Here is a 17,412-nt window from a genome sequence, read left to right on the forward strand (position 1 = left end):
CTGGTTTTCAGAGGGTCAGCAATGTAGCTGGCAAATTGAGTTTTTTGACTTTTTCTGCCGATTTTTCAGCATCAGCCTTTTCAGAAAAGGGCCCCACCCGGACCCGAATACGTTTGCCGTCTTTGGTTTCAGCCACATGGGTATAGGTTTTCAGACCTGCACGCTCCAGTTTGAGTCGCACCTCATGGGCACGAGCAGCATCAGCAAAAGCCCCAACCTGAACGACAAAACGACCCGCAGTCACAGCGACCGGTGCAGCAGTCACTGCACCACCCTCCAGCAAGGCCTGGACTTTGGCTGATTCAGTTGATTTGACAACTGCATTGACCACAGGTTTTGGCGTGGGTGTTGGCTCTTTGGTTACGGGTTTGGGCGTGACGGGAGGTTCTTTTGCTACACTTTTTATAGCTATTGGCGCTTTATGTACGGACGCTACAGGTGCATTTTTATCTTCAATTTCGGTGATCACTCCGGCTTCACTGGTCACGGCAACAGATACCGGTTTGGCTGGGCTTGGTTTCACCACTTCAGGCTGAGCGGCCACTGATGCAGCCGCTGCGGGTGGTACCACGGCCTGTACGGGGGTCGAAACAGCAGGCGCAGGCAAAGTCAGCGGCAGCACTTTGCTGCGATCAGGAATATCTATCGGTGTATCAACCGCTATCGGACGCGGCTGTTTGTCAAACAGCAATGGGAATCCAATCACCCCTACCAGAACCAATAAGCTGGCACCGGCCAACCGGTATTTGGCGCGCTGCCGCATAGCCTCAATACTTTGTGGTGGCCTGGGGGCGCTGGTAGCTTCGTCAGCCGCTTTACGGAACTTAAAGAAAGCCATGCGGGGTCAGTTGGTAGATGTCAGAAAAATCAGGAGCCTGGCAGATGTTTGGCTTGCAGACGGGGAATGCCATCTCTGACTACACCGCCTACGGTGTAGAACGAGCCGAAGACAACAATTCTATCAGCGGGGTCTGAGGCCGCAAGGGCGGCTTTCAGGGCGGTATCCGGGTCTGGATGTACGCTGGCTGTGGCATCAGTGCGGGTTTTTTGCCCTTGCCAGACCTGCAACAACTCGGCCGCCGATGCCGCGCGACTGGTCGGCAAATCGGTGAAATACCACTTGTCTATCAGCGGATTCATGCGCCTGATCAGTGCCGCAACATCTTTGTCCGCCATGGCACCAAACACCCCATGGGTGGTCGGAAAAAAGCCCATGGCATCCAGATTAACCGCCAAGGCAGCCACCGCATGCGGGTTGTGGGCCACGTCCAGCACCAGATTGGGCTGACCCGGCACAATTTGAAAACGCCCCGGTAAATCCACAAACACCAGCCCGTTGCGCACCGCTTGAGCCGTCACCGGCAACACCTCGCGCAACGCGGTCAGCGCTGCCAGTACGCCACCCGCATTCACCAGTTGGTTGGCACCGCGCAACGCCGGATACGCCATGCCGCTGTAGCGCCGCCCTCGTCCGGCCCAGCCCCACTGAAGCTTGTCACCCGAAACGTTGAAGTCTTGCCCGACGCGCCACAAATCCGCCCCCACCTCCAGCGCACGATCCAGCACACTCTGCGGTGGCAGCGGGTCACTCACCACCACCGGTTTACCCGTGCGCATGATGCCGGCTTTCTCGTAGCCAATGGCCTCACGGGTTTCACCCAACAATGCCATGTGATCCAGGTCAACGCTGGTGATGATGGCGCAATCAGGCTCAATGATGTTGACCGCGTCCAGACGGCCACCCAGCCCGACCTCCAGAATCACCACATCCAGCTTGGATCTGGCCATCACATCCAGAATGGCCAGTGTCGTGAACTCAAAATAGGTCAGCGTGACTTCTTCAGCATCATTTTGACCTCTAGCGCTTTCCACACGAGCGAAAGCAGCTATCAATTCAGAAGCATCCACAGAATGGCCGCTAAGCCGCAGGCGCTCTTCAAAATGCACCAGGTGAGGAGAGGTGTAGACACCGGTACGGTAACCGGCCTCCATCAGAATGGATTCGAGCATGGCGCAGGTGGAACCTTTGCCATTGGTGCCCGCCACAGTGATCACCGGGCAGGAAAAGCGGATACCCATGCGTTGAGCCACCGTGCGAATGCGCTCAAGGCCCAGGTCAATGGTGATGGGGTGCAGGCGCTCGCAGTGGGCCAGCCAGTCGTCAAGAGTTTGAAAAGAATGTGTCATAGCAGCGCGGATTGTCGCCCACAGCCCCAGCCAACGGTTTCACGGCAGCAGCCATACCCGCGAATTGCCCTTACATCAAGGTGAATTTTTCGGTGGATTCGTTGTAGCGCACCAGGGCGTACCAAAGCAACAGCAGTCCACCCGATACCCAAAGGGTCCAACCCCAACTTGACAACAGCTCTGGCATAAAGGCCTGAAAACCTAAAGCGGTACGATCAAAAGTATCCGTACCGTCTTCGACAATGGCCGTGAGGCCGTATTTCTTGAACAAGGCACTGGCCGTGGAGCCACTCCAGGCGAAAAAGAACATGGCCACCCACAATTTGATATGTCCTTCGCCCATACGCCAGAGCGAACCGGATGCACATCCACCGGCAAACACCATGCCCATGCCAAAAATGAGCCCTCCCACCAAGGAGCCGATCCAGAACGTGGCCGGGATGGCCGCATAGGGATCAATCACCTTTTTCTGGAACAACAGCGCAGCCACAGGCAAACCAATGGCCAGCGCCAAGATAACCGCTTTGCTCATTTCACCCTCACCGGTCACAAAAGGCTCCCGGAAAGCACGCGCGAAACACAGGCGTGATCGGTGCATGATGAAACCAATGGCAAACCCGGCCAACACAATAGGGGCACGGTACACCAGCGGAGCGTTTCCTGAATAAAACCAGAGTGTTGCCAAAACCAACGTTCCCAATGCCACCATCCCGCCCCACCAGGGCAAGGCCATCGTCACACCCTTGGGAAGCTGCCAAACCGCAGGAGCCTGAGTGCCCCACTCGACGTGCTCCAGAGTCCAGAGCAGCATCTTGAAGCCCACCGCTGCGCCCGCCAGCAAACCGACCCACATGGCCCAGCCCGCAGGTGATGCATGCAACACCGGATTAAAAAAACCGCCAGTCGTGCAACCACCCGCCAGTGAGGCACCAATCCCCATCAGGGTGCCACCCAGCGCAGCCCACAGGTACTCGATCTTGGGCGGGCGAAGTGGGGCAAACTGGCGCGACAGCAGCGCCGCACAAAAAGCCCCCATGACCAGCATGATGTTCATCAACGACATGCTGTGCATCCATATGGGGCCACTCTCTGCGGGCAAACCCAGCCAAGGCCCCAGACCGATGGCGGTGTTGAGCCAATTGCCCCAAAACTTCACCCCACCAAACACGCCCCAGACCATGCCGTTGATCATCAGGGCAAAAATTACCACCATCAACAAGACTGCCCCCAGGTAAGACGACCACTTTTTGACAAAAAGCTTGTCGTAATCCGCTTTGAACCCATCCACCCATTGGGGGCTTTTTGTGGCAGTCATCTTGGACAACCTCCGAAAAAATGTGGCGCAAGTACTGCGCAGGATCTTCAGCAAATCATCGCATTCACCGAATGATCTCTGCGGTATTCGCAAGTATCCCATTGATGGGATCACCGGCGCAACACCACTTGAGCGGTGGCAAAATCAGAGGCATGACTACCCTTTACGGCATTCCCAACTGCGACACCGTCAAAAAAGCTCGCACCTGGCTCACTGAGCAGGGCGTGGACTACACATTTCATGACTTCAAAAAGCAAGGTGTACCCACCGCGTTGCTGGCTGACTGGCTGGCTGCCACGGGCTGGCCAACCCTGGTGAACCGCAAAGGCACCACCTGGCGCAAGCTTGATGAAGCCACCCGCCTGTCCGTGGTGGACGATGCCACAGCCACCGCCCTGATGCTGGCACACCCCAGCGTCATCAAGCGCCCGGTGGTGGTGTGGGGTGATGGCAGCATCAGCGTCGGGTTTGATGCCGAGGTGTTCAAGTCTCGAATCGCGATATAGAGCGCGGCCACAAAAGCGTGACAACCCACTGCCACCCTTTCAGGGCAGGGTCTATGGGCCACTGCCCATACGGGGGTACCCGCAATCGTCACCCGCTCATAGGCCTTGCCTTGCGCACCGCGCTGGCAAGGCCAAGCCAAACCACACCGGCCTCAAGCCGCCTAAAATCCAACGCTTTCATCGCCCGCAAACCACTTCACCATGACCACCACCCACATTGACCTTGTTACCGTTACCACCCAAGCCAGCGTTTACTTTGACGGCAAATGCATCAGCCATGGCATTACCTTGGCTGACGGCACCAAAAAATCCGTCGGTGTGGTGTTACCCGCTACCCTGACCTTCAACACCGGTGCACCTGAAATCATGGAATGTGTGGCTGGCAGTTGCGACTACAAACTGGCAGGCTCTGATGTCTGGTTGACCTCCAAACCGGGTGAACGCTTCAGCATCCCAGGCAATTCCAGCTTTGAAATCCGCGTCACAGAGCCTTATCACTACATCTGCCACTTCGGTTGAATCGATTCCTTCATTGCTACTTTTTTAATAGCTGCTCAGGCTTATTTTACGAGCACAAGAGGCCAACTTAATGTCAACAACAATTCTTCAAAACATTCCCGCCGGTCAAAAAGTCGGTATTGCGTTTTCAGGCGGACTGGACACCAGCGCGGCTTTGCACTGGATGAAACTCAAGGGGGCCCTGCCCTACGCCTACACAGCCAATCTGGGTCAGCCCGACGAGGCGGACTACGACGAAATTCCGCGCAAAGCGATGGAATATGGTGCTGAAAAAGCCCGCCTGATCGACTGCCGGCAACAGCTCGCGGCCGAAGGCCTGGCGGCGCTGCAAAGTGGTGCATTCCATATTTCCACCGCTGGCGTGACTTATTTCAACACCACCCCGATTGGCCGCGCTGTCACTGGCACCATGCTGGTAGCCGCCATGCGTGAGGATGATGTCAACATCTGGGGCGATGGCTCCACCTTCAAAGGCAATGACATCGAGCGTTTTTACCGCTATGGCTTGCTGACCAACCCGTCTCTCAAGATCTACAAACCCTGGCTGGATCAGGCGTTTATTGATGAACTGGGTGGACGTGCCGAAATGTCGGCCTTTATGACAGCACACGGCTTTGGTTACAAGATGAGTGCCGAAAAGGCCTATTCCACCGACAGCAACATGCTGGGGGCCACCCACGAGGCCAAGGATCTGGAAAACCTCAACAGCGGCATCAAAATCGTCAACCCGATCATGGGTGTTCCGTTCTGGAAGGACGATTGCATCGTGAAGGCTGAAGAGGTGAGTGTGCGCTTTGAAGAAGGCCGCCCGGTCGCCCTAAATGGCGTGGAGTACCCCGACCTGGTGAGCCTGATCCTGGAAGCCAACCGCATCGGTGGCCGCCACGGTCTGGGCATGAGCGACCAGATCGAGAACCGCATCATTGAAGCCAAGAGCCGTGGCATCTACGAAGCCCCCGGCTTGGCCTTGTTGTTCATCGCCTACGAGCGACTGGTCACCGGCATCCACAACGAAGACACCATCGAGCAATACCGCGACAACGGCCGCAAGCTGGGCCGCCTGCTTTATCAAGGGCGCTGGTTTGACAGCCAGGCCATCATGCTGCGCGAAACGGCGCAACGCTGGGTGGCCCGCGCCATCACCGGAACGGTCACCCTTGAATTGCGCCGCGGCAACGACTATTCGCTGCTCAACACCGAGTCACCCAACCTGACTTACGCCCCCGAACGCCTGAGTATGGAAAAAGTGGAAGACGCGCCTTTTTCACCGGCTGACCGCATTGGCCAGCTCACCATGCGCAACCTGGACATTGTGGACACCCGTGCCAAACTGGGCATTTATGCCAAATCAGGCTTGTTGTCTTTGGGCGGGGCAGGTGATTTGCTCAGCTTGACGGGCGAATCCAAACAAGGCTAAAAACGCGGCCAACTGGCTTCCAGGGCCAGCCACACGAATGCGCCAAGCCACACCGATCCCTGTTATGGGCGTTTCAGGTAGGTTTGGGCAATCGGTATCAGGGCGGCGGCCTTGATACCCAGCGAAGCCAACCCTGGCCATTTGCCACTGGCCACGTTGTCCACCTTCATGGAATCCAGGTTATCCAGACTCATCAAGGGTTCGCCCGGCATCAGCCCCATCAGGGTGGCCTGTATTCTGCCAATCCACGTCGGCAAAGCCAGCACCGAGCGGCCCCAACCACCCGAGACACCACTGAGTCGCGCTGACAGTTGCACCAATTCTTTCAAGGTGTAGACCTGCGGCCCGGCAAGCTCAATGATGCGTGGTGAGGGCTGTGTATGAACTCCTTTGAGGCACGCCACCACAGCAGCAGCCACATCCTCTACCCACACCGGCTGAAACCGGGCCGCAGCACCAGCCAATGGCATCACCGGAAACACCCGTTGCAACCTGGCAAACAGGTTCAAAAAATGATCCTCCGCCCCAAAAATCACACTGGGTCGCAAAATACTCAAATCAAAACCCTTGTCAGCCGCCGCACCCGCACTCCCGCCCACGGCAGCCTGCAACAGCACAGCTTCACCCTCACCCTTGGTACGCAAATACATGGAAGGTGCTTTGGTGGGTTGCAAAGAATCTGCCCCAAGAGCACTCACATGCACCACCTGATTCACACCAGCGGCAAGACAAGCCCGTGCCAGTTTTTTCGGCAAAGCCACATGCACATGCTCAAAAGTGGCTTGGTCACCATGCAAAATGGCCACCAGATTCACCACCGCATCATGGCCCGCCACGGCTGCTGTCAGCGCAGCCTCATCATGCACACTGAACTCCTGCACCGTCAGGCCTGGCAAATGCTGCACCTGCGTGGCATTGGATCTGCGCCGCGTGGGCACAGTCACCTGCCAGCCCTCACGAATCAGTTTTTCACACACATGTGCACCAACGAAGCCGGTGCCACCAAGGATCAGTATTTTTTTCATGGAGCGATGATGCGCCCAAATGCGTTCGCCGAGTGATTCAGGGGTCAAATCACCACCGGCTCAGTCTCCAACATAATCCCAAAACGCTCATACACACTGGTTTGAATGGCCTTGGCCAGGGTCATGACTTCGCCTCCTGTGGCGGCATCAGCCCCATGAACTGAACCACGATTAACCAGAACCAGGGCCTGCTTTTCATAGACTCCGGCCTGACCGACCGATTTGCCGCGCCAGCCACAAGCATCAATCAGCCAGCCAGCGGCCAGCTTGACGGCCCCATCAGCCAGCACGTAATGCACCACCCGGGGATCACGGGCGATGATGTCAGTGCATTGTTCAGGAGTCACCGTGGGGTTCTTGAAAAAACTGCCAGCGTTGCCAATCACTGCCGGGTCGGGTAGCTTGGCACGGCGAATCTCACACACCCAGTCAAACAACTGCTGTGCGCTGGGTTGGCTACAGCCGTGTTCTGCCATTTTTTTGTCAATATCCAGATAGCCGAGAACCGGCTTCCACAACTTGGGCAAGGCAAAGCGTACACGCACAATCAGCGCCCGGTCTTTCAGACCCAGGGCTTGTTGCCCCGCTTCAGGGTTGGCGGTACTGCTGTGTTTAAAAATGGAATCGCGGTAGCCAAAGGCACATTGCGCCGCATTCAGTGTGAATATCCTCCCGGTCTGCAGGTCAATGGCATCCAGAGAATCAAACCGGTCTTGCAGCTCCACCCCATAAGCGCCAATGTTTTGTACCGGCGCTGCACCCACCGTTCCGGGAATCAAAGCCATGTTTTCCAACCCGGCATAACCCTGCGTCAGCGTCCAGGCCACAAAGTCGTGCCAAACTTCACCTGCACCAGCTTCCACAATGAACACCTTGTCGGTTTCAGCCACCAGCCTGCGGCCTTTGATCTCGACCTTAAGCACCAAGGGCTTGACATCACCCGTCAGCACCAGGTTACTGCCACCGCCCAGTACAAATTTGGGCACTTGTGCCCATGCGGGATCTCTGAGCAGTGCCAGTACATCGGCCTGACTGTGAATACGCGAAAGCGCCTGTGCCTTGGCCACGATGTGCAAAGAGTTCAGCGGCTGAAGTGGGACATTTTTCTCGACTAACATGGCAGAATTGTCGATTATTTTGAGAGACCTCCTATGCCTTCTTTTGATACTGTTTGCGAAGCCAAGATGGTGGACGTGAAACACGCCGTTGAAAACACCAGCAAAGAAATCACCACCCGTTTTGACTTCAAAGGCACACCCGCTGCCATCGAACTCAAAGAGAAAGAAATCACCCTGATCGGCAACGCCGACTTCCAGCTCACCCAGATTGAAGACATCTTGCGCAACAAACTCACCAAACAGAATGTGGATGTGCGCTTTCTGGACAAAGGTGATGTACAAAAAATGGGGGGGGACAAGGTCAAAGTCCTCATCAAAGTGCGTGATGGCATTGAGACAGAATTGGCCAAAAAAATCCAGCGCATCATCAAGGACAGCAAAATCAAGGTGCAGGCTGCCATTCAGGACGGCAAACTGCGCGTCACAGGCAAAGATCTCGATGCCCTTCAGGCAACCCAGGCATTGATCCGCAAGGAAATCTCCGATATACCGCTGAACTTTGACAACTACCGGAGCTGATCGACTGGCACGCCTTATCCTGCTGACGCATGAGCCTGATCCTCAGAACCGAAGACGATTATGAAGACCTGCTGGGTCAGTGGTCTGACCTGGAAGCAAGTCTGGGGGTGATCCTGGCTTATCCCAACAGCGCCCAGGAATTCGAGGCGCGCCTGTACCAGTACGGCCGATGGATGCAGGACCTGATCGCCCACGATGCCCATCTGGCGCTCTACCTGCTGTTTCAGCTGGCGATCCAATCCCCGGTGGGCTACAGCGCATCACACGCCTTGGTGTGTGCCGTGTTGTGCCATTTGATCGGCCCTGAACTGGCCCTGAACCAGCACGAATGCAACAGCCTGGAACTGGCCGCGTTCACCATGAACATTGCCATGACCCACATGCAAGACCAATTGGCAACACAAGTGGAGAAACCCAGTCACGAACAACAGGTGGCTATTCATACCCATGCCACCAAAAGCGCCTTGGTTCTGCGTGAATTAGGCATTCACAATGAACTGTGGATGAGCACTGTCGACCTGCACCACAAGGAAGGCTTATCCCAAGCCAACCTGCATCAACTCACACCACCCCACCGTCTGGCACTGGTTTTACAGGTCGTTGACCGATACGCGGCCATGATAAGCCCACGGCAATCACGCGAAGGCCGCAGTGCAACAGAATCTGCCCAAAGTATCGTGGGTGGGGAGAACTCTAACAACCATCTGGTAGGGAAAACGCTGGTGCGCCTGGTTGGTCAATACCCACCTGGCACATTTGTCCAACTGGATGATGACAAGGTTGCCGTGGTGATTCAACACAGCCAGCATTCCAACTTGCCGGATGTCGCCATTGTGCTCAACAGCCGTGGTCAAAAGGTCAACCCACCCACCTTGCATCACACCTTTGAGGGTAGTCCGCGCATCAAAAAGGCTTTACCAGCCGCTGCCGTACAAGAACACATTAACCATCATCTGATCTTGCAACTTGGTGTACGGTGATTCGCCTGAGTTAGTCTTCCACAAACGCCAGTTCACGGGTTTTGCGAATAGCGGGCAACAACACCAAGGCCAGTAAGGTCAGCGCTGCCAACAGCAGCCCGGCGGACAGTGGCCGGGTGGCAAACACAGTCCAGTCGCCGCGCGAAAGCAGCAAGGCACGGCGCAGGTTTTCTTCCATCATCGGTCCCAGAATAAAACCCAACAACAGAGGTGCTGGCTCCAGACCAAGCTTGATGAACAGGTAGCCGATGATGCCAAACAGCCCCACCATCCAGATGTCAAACACATTGTTGTTGGTGCTGTACACCCCAATGGCGCAAAACAGCACAATGGCCGGAAACAGCCAGCGGTAAGGCACCGAAAGCAGCTTGATCCAGATGCCGATCAAAGGCAAGTTCAGCACCACCAGCATGGCATTGCCGATCCACATCGAAGCAATCAAGCCCCAGAACAACTCAGGGTTGCTGGTCATGACCTGCGGACCGGGCTGGATGTTGTGAATCGTCATGGCCCCCACCATCAGCGCCATCACCGCATTGGGTGGAATACCCAAGGTGAGCAGTGGAATAAACGAGGTTTGCGAGGCCGCATTGTTGGCCGCCTCGGGCGAAGCTACACCGCGGATATTGCCCTCCCCAAACAGCTCTTCACCAGGGTGGAGCCTGGTTTTTTTCTCCCAGGTGTAGGCTGCAAAAGAGGCCATCACCGCACCACCACCGGGCAAAATGCCCAGGACGGACCCCAAACCCGTGCCACGCAAAATGGCCGGCCACATGCGTTTGAAATCCTGCCGGGTGGGCATCAGGCCATGCACATTGGCGGTAAAAACCTCACGTGCGCTCTCCGGGTGGCTCAGATTACTGATGATTTCACCGTAGCCAAACACACCCATGGCAATCACAATAAAACCGATGCCGTCGGTCAGCTCGGGAATATCAAAACTATAGCGGGCAATGCCCGAATTCACATCGGTGCCCACCAACCCCAGCAACAAGCCCAGCAAGATCATGCCAAACGCCTTAAGCAGGTCACCCGATGCCAGTACCACTGCCCCGACCAGTCCGAGCACCATCAACGCACAGTATTCGGACGGGCCAAACATAAACGCCACCTCGGTCAGCGGTACAGCAAATGCGGCCAATACCAGGGTGCCCACACAACCCGCAAAAAACGAGCCAATGCCGGCTGCCGCCAAAGCAGGGCCGGCGCGGCCCTTGCGCGCCATCTGGTAGCCATCAATCACCGTCACCACAGATGAGGCTTCACCCGGCAGGTTGACCAGAATGGCGGTGGTGGAGCCACCATATTGCGCGCCGTAGTAAATCCCCGCCAACATGATCAAGGCGGCCACAGGTGGTAACGCATAGGTGGCTGGCAGCAGCATGGCAATGGTGGCCAGCGGCCCAATACCGGGCAACACCCCAATCAGGGTGCCCAACAGGCAACCAACAAACGCATACATCAGGTTCACCGGTGTAAAAGCCACCCCAAAACCCAGAGCCAAATGGTTGAACAACTCCATCTTCAAGCTCCCAGCACCGGCCACACCGGCAACTGCAATTTCAACAGCAACACAAACGCCCCATAGCTCAAAACCGCCAATGCGGTGGCCAGCAACAGCGCTTCTTTCAAAATAAATTGCTCACCGGCCAGGCAAGAAACCAGGGTCAGCGCATAAATGCCCACCATCAAGCCCAACGGTGGCAGATGCAACACCGGCAAGCCTGCCAGCGACACGCCAAACAGCAGATTGGCCGAAATAATGGCCACCAAAGGCTTCCACGCCCAGGAGCCCATGGCCTCCCCCTTGTCAGTTGCCAGCACAGCACGCAGCATCAGGATGCCGCCCAGCAAGGCCAACAACACCCCCAGCAACAGCGGAAAATAACCTGGCCCCATGCGGGCACTGGTACCTACCTGATAGTCAATGGCCCCCCAGGCAAAAGCGCCACCCAGCAGGGCAAACAGCAAACCTGCGTAAAAGTCTTTGGTATTTTTCATCAAGCCAACACGTGATTCAAGTCAAAGGTGGTGTGCTGGAAAGAACTTCCTCCAGCACGGTAAGCCCTTCAGCCACCCGCAAGGCCCCGGCCAGGCGCAATGGGCGCATGCCGTCGTGGATGGCTTGCCGTTTGAGTGCATCGGCATTGGGCTCCCGGGTGATTTTTTCCTTGAATGCCTCCGACACCACCAGCAACTCATACAAACCCATGCGTCCCTGGAACCCGGTCATGCGGCAATCCACACAGCCCACGGCTTTGAACGGTTTGTAGGGGCCGTTGAGCTGCCAGGGCTTGACCACCTCGGCCAGCGCCTCGCGTGTGGCTGCCGGGTCAGCCACCTTGCATTGCTTGCACAGGGTACGCACCAAGCGCTGCGCCAGTACACCCAACAAGGTGGCATTGATCAGATAAGACGGCACCCCCAGCTCCAGCAAACGCGTGACGGCACTCGGCGCATCATTGGTGTGCAGGGTTGAAAACACCAGATGCCCGGTCAGGGCCGCCTGCACGGCCATTTCAGCCGTGGCGTGGTCGCGGATTTCACCCACCATGATGATGTCGGGGTCTTGCCGCATCAAGGCACGCAAACCTTCAGGAAAACCAAAGTCGAGTTGCGGCTGCACCTGAGTCTGGTTGAAGGAGGGTTCGATCATTTCGATCGGGTCTTCCACCGTGCTGACATTCACCTCTTCGGTGGCCACACGCTTCAGGGTGGAATACAGCGTGGTGGTTTTACCTGACCCGGTCGGGCCGGTCACCAGAATAATGCCGTTGGGACGCTTGACCAAAGCCTCCCAGCGCTGCGCGTCATGGGCCGAGAAGCCCAAAGCACTTAAGTCTTTAACGGTGGTGTCAGGGTCAAAAATACGCATCACCATCTTTTCACCAAACGCCGTAGGCAGGGTCGAGATACGCATTTCGATCTCATTACCACCAGGGTTACGCGTCTTGATGCGGCCATCCTGCGGGCGGCGTTTTTCCACCACGTCCATGCGCCCAAGCAACTTGATGCGGGCCGTCATGGCCACCAGCACGCCCATGGGCATCTGGTAAACCGGGTGTAACACACCGTCAATACGGAAACGGATCACCCCCTGCTCGCGCCGCGGCTCCAGGTGGATGTCGCTGGCGCGCTGGTCAAAAGCGTATTGCCAGAGCCAGTCCACCACCTGCACCACGCTTTGGTCATTGGCATCCAGCTGCTTGTTGGTCTTGCCCAACTCCACCAACTGCTCAAAACTAGAGCCCGCGTTGTTGCCACTTTTAGCAGCAGCGCGCACCGACTTGGCCAAGGCAAAAAATTCGGCGGTATAGCGAGTGATGTCTTGCGGATTGGCCAGCACCCGGCGCACACTGCGCCGACTTTGGCGCTCGACCTCGGCCACCCAGTCAATCAAAAACGGTTCAGCCGTGGCCACTACCAGTTCATGAGGTGTCACCTGCACCGGCAGGATTTTGTGGCGTTCCGCATACACCGCGCTCATCGCATCGGCCACCTTGCCCACATCGACCTTCAGCGGGTCAATACGCAAATAACCCAGGTCACAACGCTTGGCCAACCACTGGGTCAGTGCGTCAATGTCCATCGGCTTGTCATCACTGGCACGGTGCACCACCACACTGGCCAAACGCACCAGCGGATGCTGCACACTTTCAGCCTGGGCACAGCGGGTGTGAATACGTTGCCCTTCCTCGGCCGTGATCTCGCCGTCTTGCTGCAACCAACGCACCAATCGGCGCCAATCCAGCGGCCCATTAACCTCAGAGGAGTGATGCTTGGGGCTGGCGGTGTGGCTCATGACAGCATGGGCTTGAACACCCGTACCCATTTGCTGGCAGGCAAACCCCATTTGGTTTCAATCAACTCGGCACGCGCCATCAACAACTCACGTTTGGGGCGACTCGGTGTGTGCTGGGCCAGCACCACCGTATTACCTTCGCGGGTGGGTTTGAAGGCCCAAATGGCCTCTTTGCCAAAGGCCGCCGACATTTTTTCCACACTGCGCGCAAAGCTGGAAGCCCGGCCAAACAGGTTCACAGTCATACAGCCCTCAGGGGTGAGCAAGCGGCGACAGTGGTTGTAGAACGGCAAGCTGTCAAGCACCGGGGCGGCGGCTTCATGGTCATACAGATCCACCTGCAGGGCATCCACCGTGCCAAACCACTTGGGGTTCTGGATTTCCTCGGCGGCATCGGCCAGCACCACTTGCATGCGGGTGTTTTCAGCGGGCAGTTTGAACCAGCCACGGCACGCCACCAGCACCTGCGGGTTGAGCTCAATGGCGGTGGTTTTCATGCGCAGCTCTTTGTGGCAAAACTTGGTGAGTGAACCGGCACCCAGGCCAAGTTGCAGCGCTTGTCGGTCTTTGACCGATTCAGGCGGCACAAACAGCAGCCAGGCCATCATGCGCTGAATGTATTCGTGCACCAAGGCATTGGGTGCGTCCAGGTACATCGAACCCTGAATCCATTCGGAACCCAGGTGCAGGTGGCGCACCGGGCCGTCATCAGAGAAATTCACTTCGGGGAGTTGGGGGGTATTTTTTTTCAAGATGCGGGGGATTATCGCCAATGGCACACCACCCCCGCCAAGCCCGCAGCAGCGAGTTCACAGCAGCCCGGCAGCAGCCACGACGGCGCGCCAGGCCTCAAGTTTGCGCTCAAACCCCCAACTGGCATTGGCCGGACTGGTGGATGGCAGCTTGTACACCGGCAACACCGTGTCTGTTGAACCAACCAGCTGATTTGCCGCCTCCGCGTCCACCGCCCCCATGAGGGCAACATGCGAAGCCCTGAGCGGACTCAGGCCATGGATGACATGGCGGGCGTGGCGAAAGCTCTCACCACCGTTATGGGCAATGGCCCGCAATTGCGGACAACTGGCCAACAGACGGGCAAAGTCGTTCACCTCGGGCTTGCGAATGGCGGCATCCAGACTGCCCTGGCGCTCGCAGGAGGCATACACGTCCCACACACCCAGGCCATGGTCAAGCAGCCATTGACTCCGTTTTTCATAGCTATCTACGCTTATCAGACTTGGGCTTGATGGCCAAATGGCTTGCAAAATCTTCCAGAACTGGTTTTGCGGATGGGCATAGTACTGCTGGCGTGCCAGTGAGGTCACACTGGGAAAACTGCCCAGCACCAGCAGTTGTGTGCGGCTGTCCACGATGGGTGGCAAACCATACAGGCGGGTGGATTCTGTGGGCATGGCTCAAATCGGGAGCAGTGCACGCAGCCGCGGTAAAGCATCCAGGGCATTGGCCGTGGTAACCGCGGCCAATGCCTCTGGGCTGATGCCACGCAAGGCCGCCAGCTCGGCACCGATGCGGGGCAATTCGGCGGGTGAATTGATGCCCTGCGCTTCACCTGCAGCACGTTGTTGCGCCGTTTTATACAGCCAGTGCGGCGGCATGTCGGGGGAGTCGGTCTCCAGCACCATGGCCTTCAGCGGCAAACTGGCCGCCAGACGGCGCAGTTGCTGGGCCCGCTCAAAGGTCATTGCGCCACCAAAACCGAGTTTGAGGCCCATCTCCATCAAGGCCTGGGCTTGCTGGTGGCTGCCGTTGAAGGCGTGGGCAATGCCATGCCATACCTGAGCCGACGCTGCAGACGATCTCCGCGTTGGAAGGCCGCCCACGCTGCGCAAGCCCTTGAGGACCTGATCCACCGAGCGGCGTGAATGCAGCACCACCGGCAAACCATGTCGACGCGCCAGTTGGAGCTGTGTCAGGTAAAAGTGCTGTTGACGCTCACGCAAAGGGCTCACACACAGTTCAGGCACAAAATAATCCAGCCCGATTTCACCCACCGCGACCAGGCGGGGATCGTCACGGTATTGGGTCAAGGCTGCATCCAGCCGATCCAGGTCATCCGGCTGGGCCTGCGCCACGTACAACGGGTGGATACCCAGGCAATAGCTGTCACCGCTGGCATGGGCCAAGGCGCGCACGGCCTCAAAGTTGGCAACTTCCACCGCTGGAAGCACGCAGTGCGCTACATGATTTATAGCTGCTTGCGCACGTACCACTTGCCCTGAAGGCCTAAATTCTTGTGCATCCAGATGGCAATGGGTGTCAACCCAGATCACTTTGGTCATGGGCAAAAAACACTATTTTTTACGCTGTACAAACAGATTTTTGGTTTTGTCTTCCGGGTAGGCAAAGGTGACTGCGCCATTTTTGACCATGCCCATGACCAGCATGTTGGAACTGACGGCATCTTTGTCCTCTTTGGTAAACGGCTGCTGATGGGTCGCGGTCACACCGTAATAGATGCGCGGAATATTTTCCAGGGCCGCCTTGACGGAAGGTCCGGACAGGTCGGCATTGCGAATACCCAGCACGGCATAGGTCAAGAGATACACCGTGTCATAGGCTTGTGCGGCAGCCATCGGCACGCTGATTCTGGTCACTTTGTATTTGCGTCCATAAGCACTTAAAAAGGCCCGGCGACGTTCGTTGCTGGGCTCGGCAATGAAGGTTTGTGCCATCAAGGCTCCTTCAGCAGCCTCTTTGGCCCCGTCAATAAAAAAGGGAAACGACAGCGGCCAGGCCCCCACTTGCGGCACTTTCCAGCCCAAGGCTTGCCGATCACGTGCAATGACGGCATTTTCTGGCCCAACGGTATAGCTGAAGATCACCTGCGCCCCCGCAGTTTGCGCCGCCTTGAGTTCACTGCTCAGGTCTTTGACACCCAGAGCAAACCGCGCCACATGGGCCGGTTTGAGGTTTTTGGCGGCCAGCGCCTTGATCACGTCATTCAGGCCGGCCTCTCCATATGCCGTGGTGTCGGCAAACACCGCCACCTTGGTCCAGCCGCGCGAGACGATATCCTCCACCACAAAAGGGGCCTGAATGGCATCACGCGCCGAGGTACGAAAAATGTAGCTCTCTGGTGCCGGATATTTTTCGGTGATGGGGGTTCCGGTAGCACATGGCACGATCAGCGGTGTTTTGGAATTCTGAAACACATCCAGTGATTTCATGGCTACACCGGTGTTGCAAAAACCCACCGTGGCGGTGACCTTTTCAGTCACCAGCTCTTTGGACCTCGCCAGCCCCACATCAGGCACCCCCGTGTCGTCCTTAATGATCAGCTCAAGTGGCCGCCCCATATAACCACCAGCGGCATTAATTTCATCCACCGCCAGTTTGGCCCCGTTGAGCATGGGGACACCAAAGTCTGCCGAAGGCCCGGTCAACGGCCCGATCCAGCCAATACGCACCGGATCAGCCGCCAGGGCACTGGTGCAGGCCATGACCAAACCCAAACCGAACAACCATCCACTCACCACACGCTTGCTTGCCAACCGCTTCATTGGATTTCCAATCTAAAAAGACAACCGGCAAGCATAAGGTTGCGCCAGTCCAGCGGCGTGCGCGTTAACCCTTACCCGGCCCCAATTTCAGATGGATTGGATTGGGTTTAGCGGGTTAAAAATGCCGCCAATGCGGCATCTTCAACTGGCACATGGCGGGTAGCCCAGTCTTTCATCAGCTCCGCAATGGCGGGTTTGTTCATATAACCCTTGCCCACATCCATGCTGCGCCCAATCAAGTGATCCAAGAGCAATTGGTGCTGCGCCATGTGTGCCTGCATGTCTGGAAAGTTGACTCGACGCATCAACGCCTCTTCACGCTCGAATTGCAGCCGGGCTTGTTTACACAGTGCCACGATCACCGGACGCAGCACCGTCAAATCGTCGGAGGCCAGAAACTCGTTGGTCAACGCAAACAGTTTTTCTCGAACGGCATCCACCTCCACGTCATTCATTTTGTAACTATCCAACCACTCCAGCTTCATCTTGTACCCCTTAAGAAA

General features: G+C 56.9%; 18 protein-coding genes. 5 read left to right on the forward strand and 13 right to left on the reverse strand.

Annotated features, from left to right (window positions below; genetic code table 11):
- Nucleotides 1-7: 7 nt before the first annotated feature.
- The 3 genes from LDN84_RS14100 to LDN84_RS14110 all read right to left on the reverse strand — a co-directional run bounded on the left by LDN84_RS14100 (nt 8) and on the right by LDN84_RS14110 (nt 3,502).
- Nucleotides 8-838 (reverse strand): SPOR domain-containing protein, encoded by an 831-nt coding sequence (locus LDN84_RS14100; RefSeq protein WP_223904077.1) that lies wholly within the window; start codon nt 836-838, stop codon nt 8-10.
- Between the two features lie 29 nt (nt 839-867).
- Nucleotides 868-2,187: a bifunctional tetrahydrofolate synthase/dihydrofolate synthase gene (gene folC, locus LDN84_RS14105; protein ID WP_223904078.1), complete on the reverse strand. Its 1,320-nt coding sequence runs from the start codon at nt 2,185-2,187 to the stop codon at nt 868-870.
- A gap of 70 nt (nt 2,188-2,257) precedes the next feature.
- A complete protein-coding gene (locus LDN84_RS14110; protein ID WP_223904079.1) occupies nt 2,258-3,502 on the reverse strand; it encodes a YeeE/YedE thiosulfate transporter family protein in 1,245 nt (414 codons plus the stop codon).
- Between the two features lie 152 nt (nt 3,503-3,654).
- Here LDN84_RS14110 and LDN84_RS14115 point away from each other — a divergent pair, with 152 nt between their 5' ends.
- From LDN84_RS14115 to argG, 3 genes are all read left to right on the forward strand, one after another.
- Nucleotides 3,655-4,008 carry an ArsC family reductase gene (locus LDN84_RS14115; RefSeq protein ID WP_223904080.1) on the forward strand — a complete coding sequence of 118 codons (354 nt, stop codon included), beginning with the start codon at nt 3,655-3,657 and terminating at the stop codon, nt 4,006-4,008.
- A gap of 201 nt (nt 4,009-4,209) precedes the next feature.
- Nucleotides 4,210-4,527, forward strand: coding sequence for a pyrimidine/purine nucleoside phosphorylase (gene ppnP / locus LDN84_RS14120; RefSeq protein WP_223904081.1), 318 nt, complete (start codon nt 4,210-4,212; stop codon nt 4,525-4,527).
- A gap of 70 nt (nt 4,528-4,597) precedes the next feature.
- On the forward strand, nt 4,598-5,944 hold the full coding sequence (gene argG / locus LDN84_RS14125; RefSeq protein ID WP_223904082.1) for an argininosuccinate synthase: 1,347 nt from the start codon (nt 4,598-4,600) through the stop codon (nt 5,942-5,944).
- Between the two features lie 62 nt (nt 5,945-6,006).
- Here the strand turns inward: argG and LDN84_RS14130 are convergent, their stop codons facing one another.
- Nucleotides 6,007-6,969 carry a complex I NDUFA9 subunit family protein gene (locus LDN84_RS14130; protein ID WP_223904083.1) on the reverse strand — a complete coding sequence of 321 codons (963 nt, stop codon included), beginning with the start codon at nt 6,967-6,969 and terminating at the stop codon, nt 6,007-6,009.
- A 44-nt stretch (nt 6,970-7,013) separates the two neighbouring features.
- Complete coding sequence (gene murB / locus LDN84_RS14135) at nt 7,014-8,087, reverse strand: UDP-N-acetylmuramate dehydrogenase (RefSeq protein WP_223904084.1); 1,074 nt, start codon at nt 8,085-8,087, stop codon at nt 7,014-7,016.
- Nucleotides 8,088-8,120: 33 nt separating this feature from the next.
- Here murB and LDN84_RS14140 point away from each other — a divergent pair, with 33 nt between their 5' ends.
- On the forward strand, nt 8,121-8,606 hold the full coding sequence (locus LDN84_RS14140) for a YajQ family cyclic di-GMP-binding protein (protein ID WP_223904085.1): 486 nt from the start codon (nt 8,121-8,123) through the stop codon (nt 8,604-8,606).
- A gap of 29 nt (nt 8,607-8,635) precedes the next feature.
- Nucleotides 8,636-9,586 carry an HD-GYP domain-containing protein gene (locus LDN84_RS14145; RefSeq protein ID WP_223904086.1) on the forward strand — a complete coding sequence of 317 codons (951 nt, stop codon included), beginning with the start codon at nt 8,636-8,638 and terminating at the stop codon, nt 9,584-9,586.
- A gap of 10 nt (nt 9,587-9,596) precedes the next feature.
- Here the strand turns inward: LDN84_RS14145 and LDN84_RS14150 are convergent, their stop codons facing one another.
- From LDN84_RS14150 to LDN84_RS14185, 8 genes are all read right to left on the reverse strand, one after another.
- A complete protein-coding gene (locus LDN84_RS14150; protein WP_223904087.1) occupies nt 9,597-11,108 on the reverse strand; it encodes a tripartite tricarboxylate transporter permease in 1,512 nt (503 codons plus the stop codon).
- 2 nt (nt 11,109-11,110) lie between these two features.
- On the reverse strand, nt 11,111-11,587 hold the full coding sequence (locus LDN84_RS14155; protein ID WP_223904088.1) for a tripartite tricarboxylate transporter TctB family protein: 477 nt from the start codon (nt 11,585-11,587) through the stop codon (nt 11,111-11,113).
- Between the two features lie 16 nt (nt 11,588-11,603).
- Nucleotides 11,604-13,388 carry a type IV pilus assembly ATPase TfpB gene (gene tfpB / locus LDN84_RS14160; protein WP_223904089.1) on the reverse strand — a complete coding sequence of 595 codons (1,785 nt, stop codon included), beginning with the start codon at nt 13,386-13,388 and terminating at the stop codon, nt 11,604-11,606.
- A complete protein-coding gene (locus LDN84_RS14165) occupies nt 13,385-14,140 on the reverse strand; it encodes a class I SAM-dependent methyltransferase (RefSeq protein WP_435405882.1) in 756 nt (251 codons plus the stop codon). The genes tfpB and LDN84_RS14165 overlap by 4 nt, the downstream gene beginning before the upstream one ends.
- A gap of 57 nt (nt 14,141-14,197) precedes the next feature.
- On the reverse strand, nt 14,198-14,800 hold the full coding sequence (locus LDN84_RS14170) for a DNA-deoxyinosine glycosylase (RefSeq protein WP_223904090.1): 603 nt from the start codon (nt 14,798-14,800) through the stop codon (nt 14,198-14,200).
- Between the two features lie 3 nt (nt 14,801-14,803).
- The gene (locus LDN84_RS14175) at nt 14,804-15,688 is read right to left on the reverse strand and encodes a TatD family hydrolase (RefSeq protein ID WP_223904091.1); all 885 of its coding nucleotides are present in this window, start codon (nt 15,686-15,688) and stop codon (nt 14,804-14,806) included.
- Between the two features lie 12 nt (nt 15,689-15,700).
- Nucleotides 15,701-16,849 (reverse strand): ABC transporter substrate-binding protein, encoded by a 1,149-nt coding sequence (locus LDN84_RS14180; RefSeq protein WP_223913015.1) that lies wholly within the window; start codon nt 16,847-16,849, stop codon nt 15,701-15,703.
- A 167-nt stretch (nt 16,850-17,016) separates the two neighbouring features.
- Nucleotides 17,017-17,394, reverse strand: coding sequence for a bacteriohemerythrin (locus LDN84_RS14185; RefSeq protein ID WP_223904092.1), 378 nt, complete (start codon nt 17,392-17,394; stop codon nt 17,017-17,019).
- Between the last annotated feature and the right edge of the window lie 18 nt (nt 17,395-17,412).

This window comes from Rhodoferax lithotrophicus, from assembly GCF_019973615.1.
GTDB lineage: Bacteria > Pseudomonadota > Gammaproteobacteria > Burkholderiales > Burkholderiaceae_C > Rhodoferax > Rhodoferax lithotrophicus.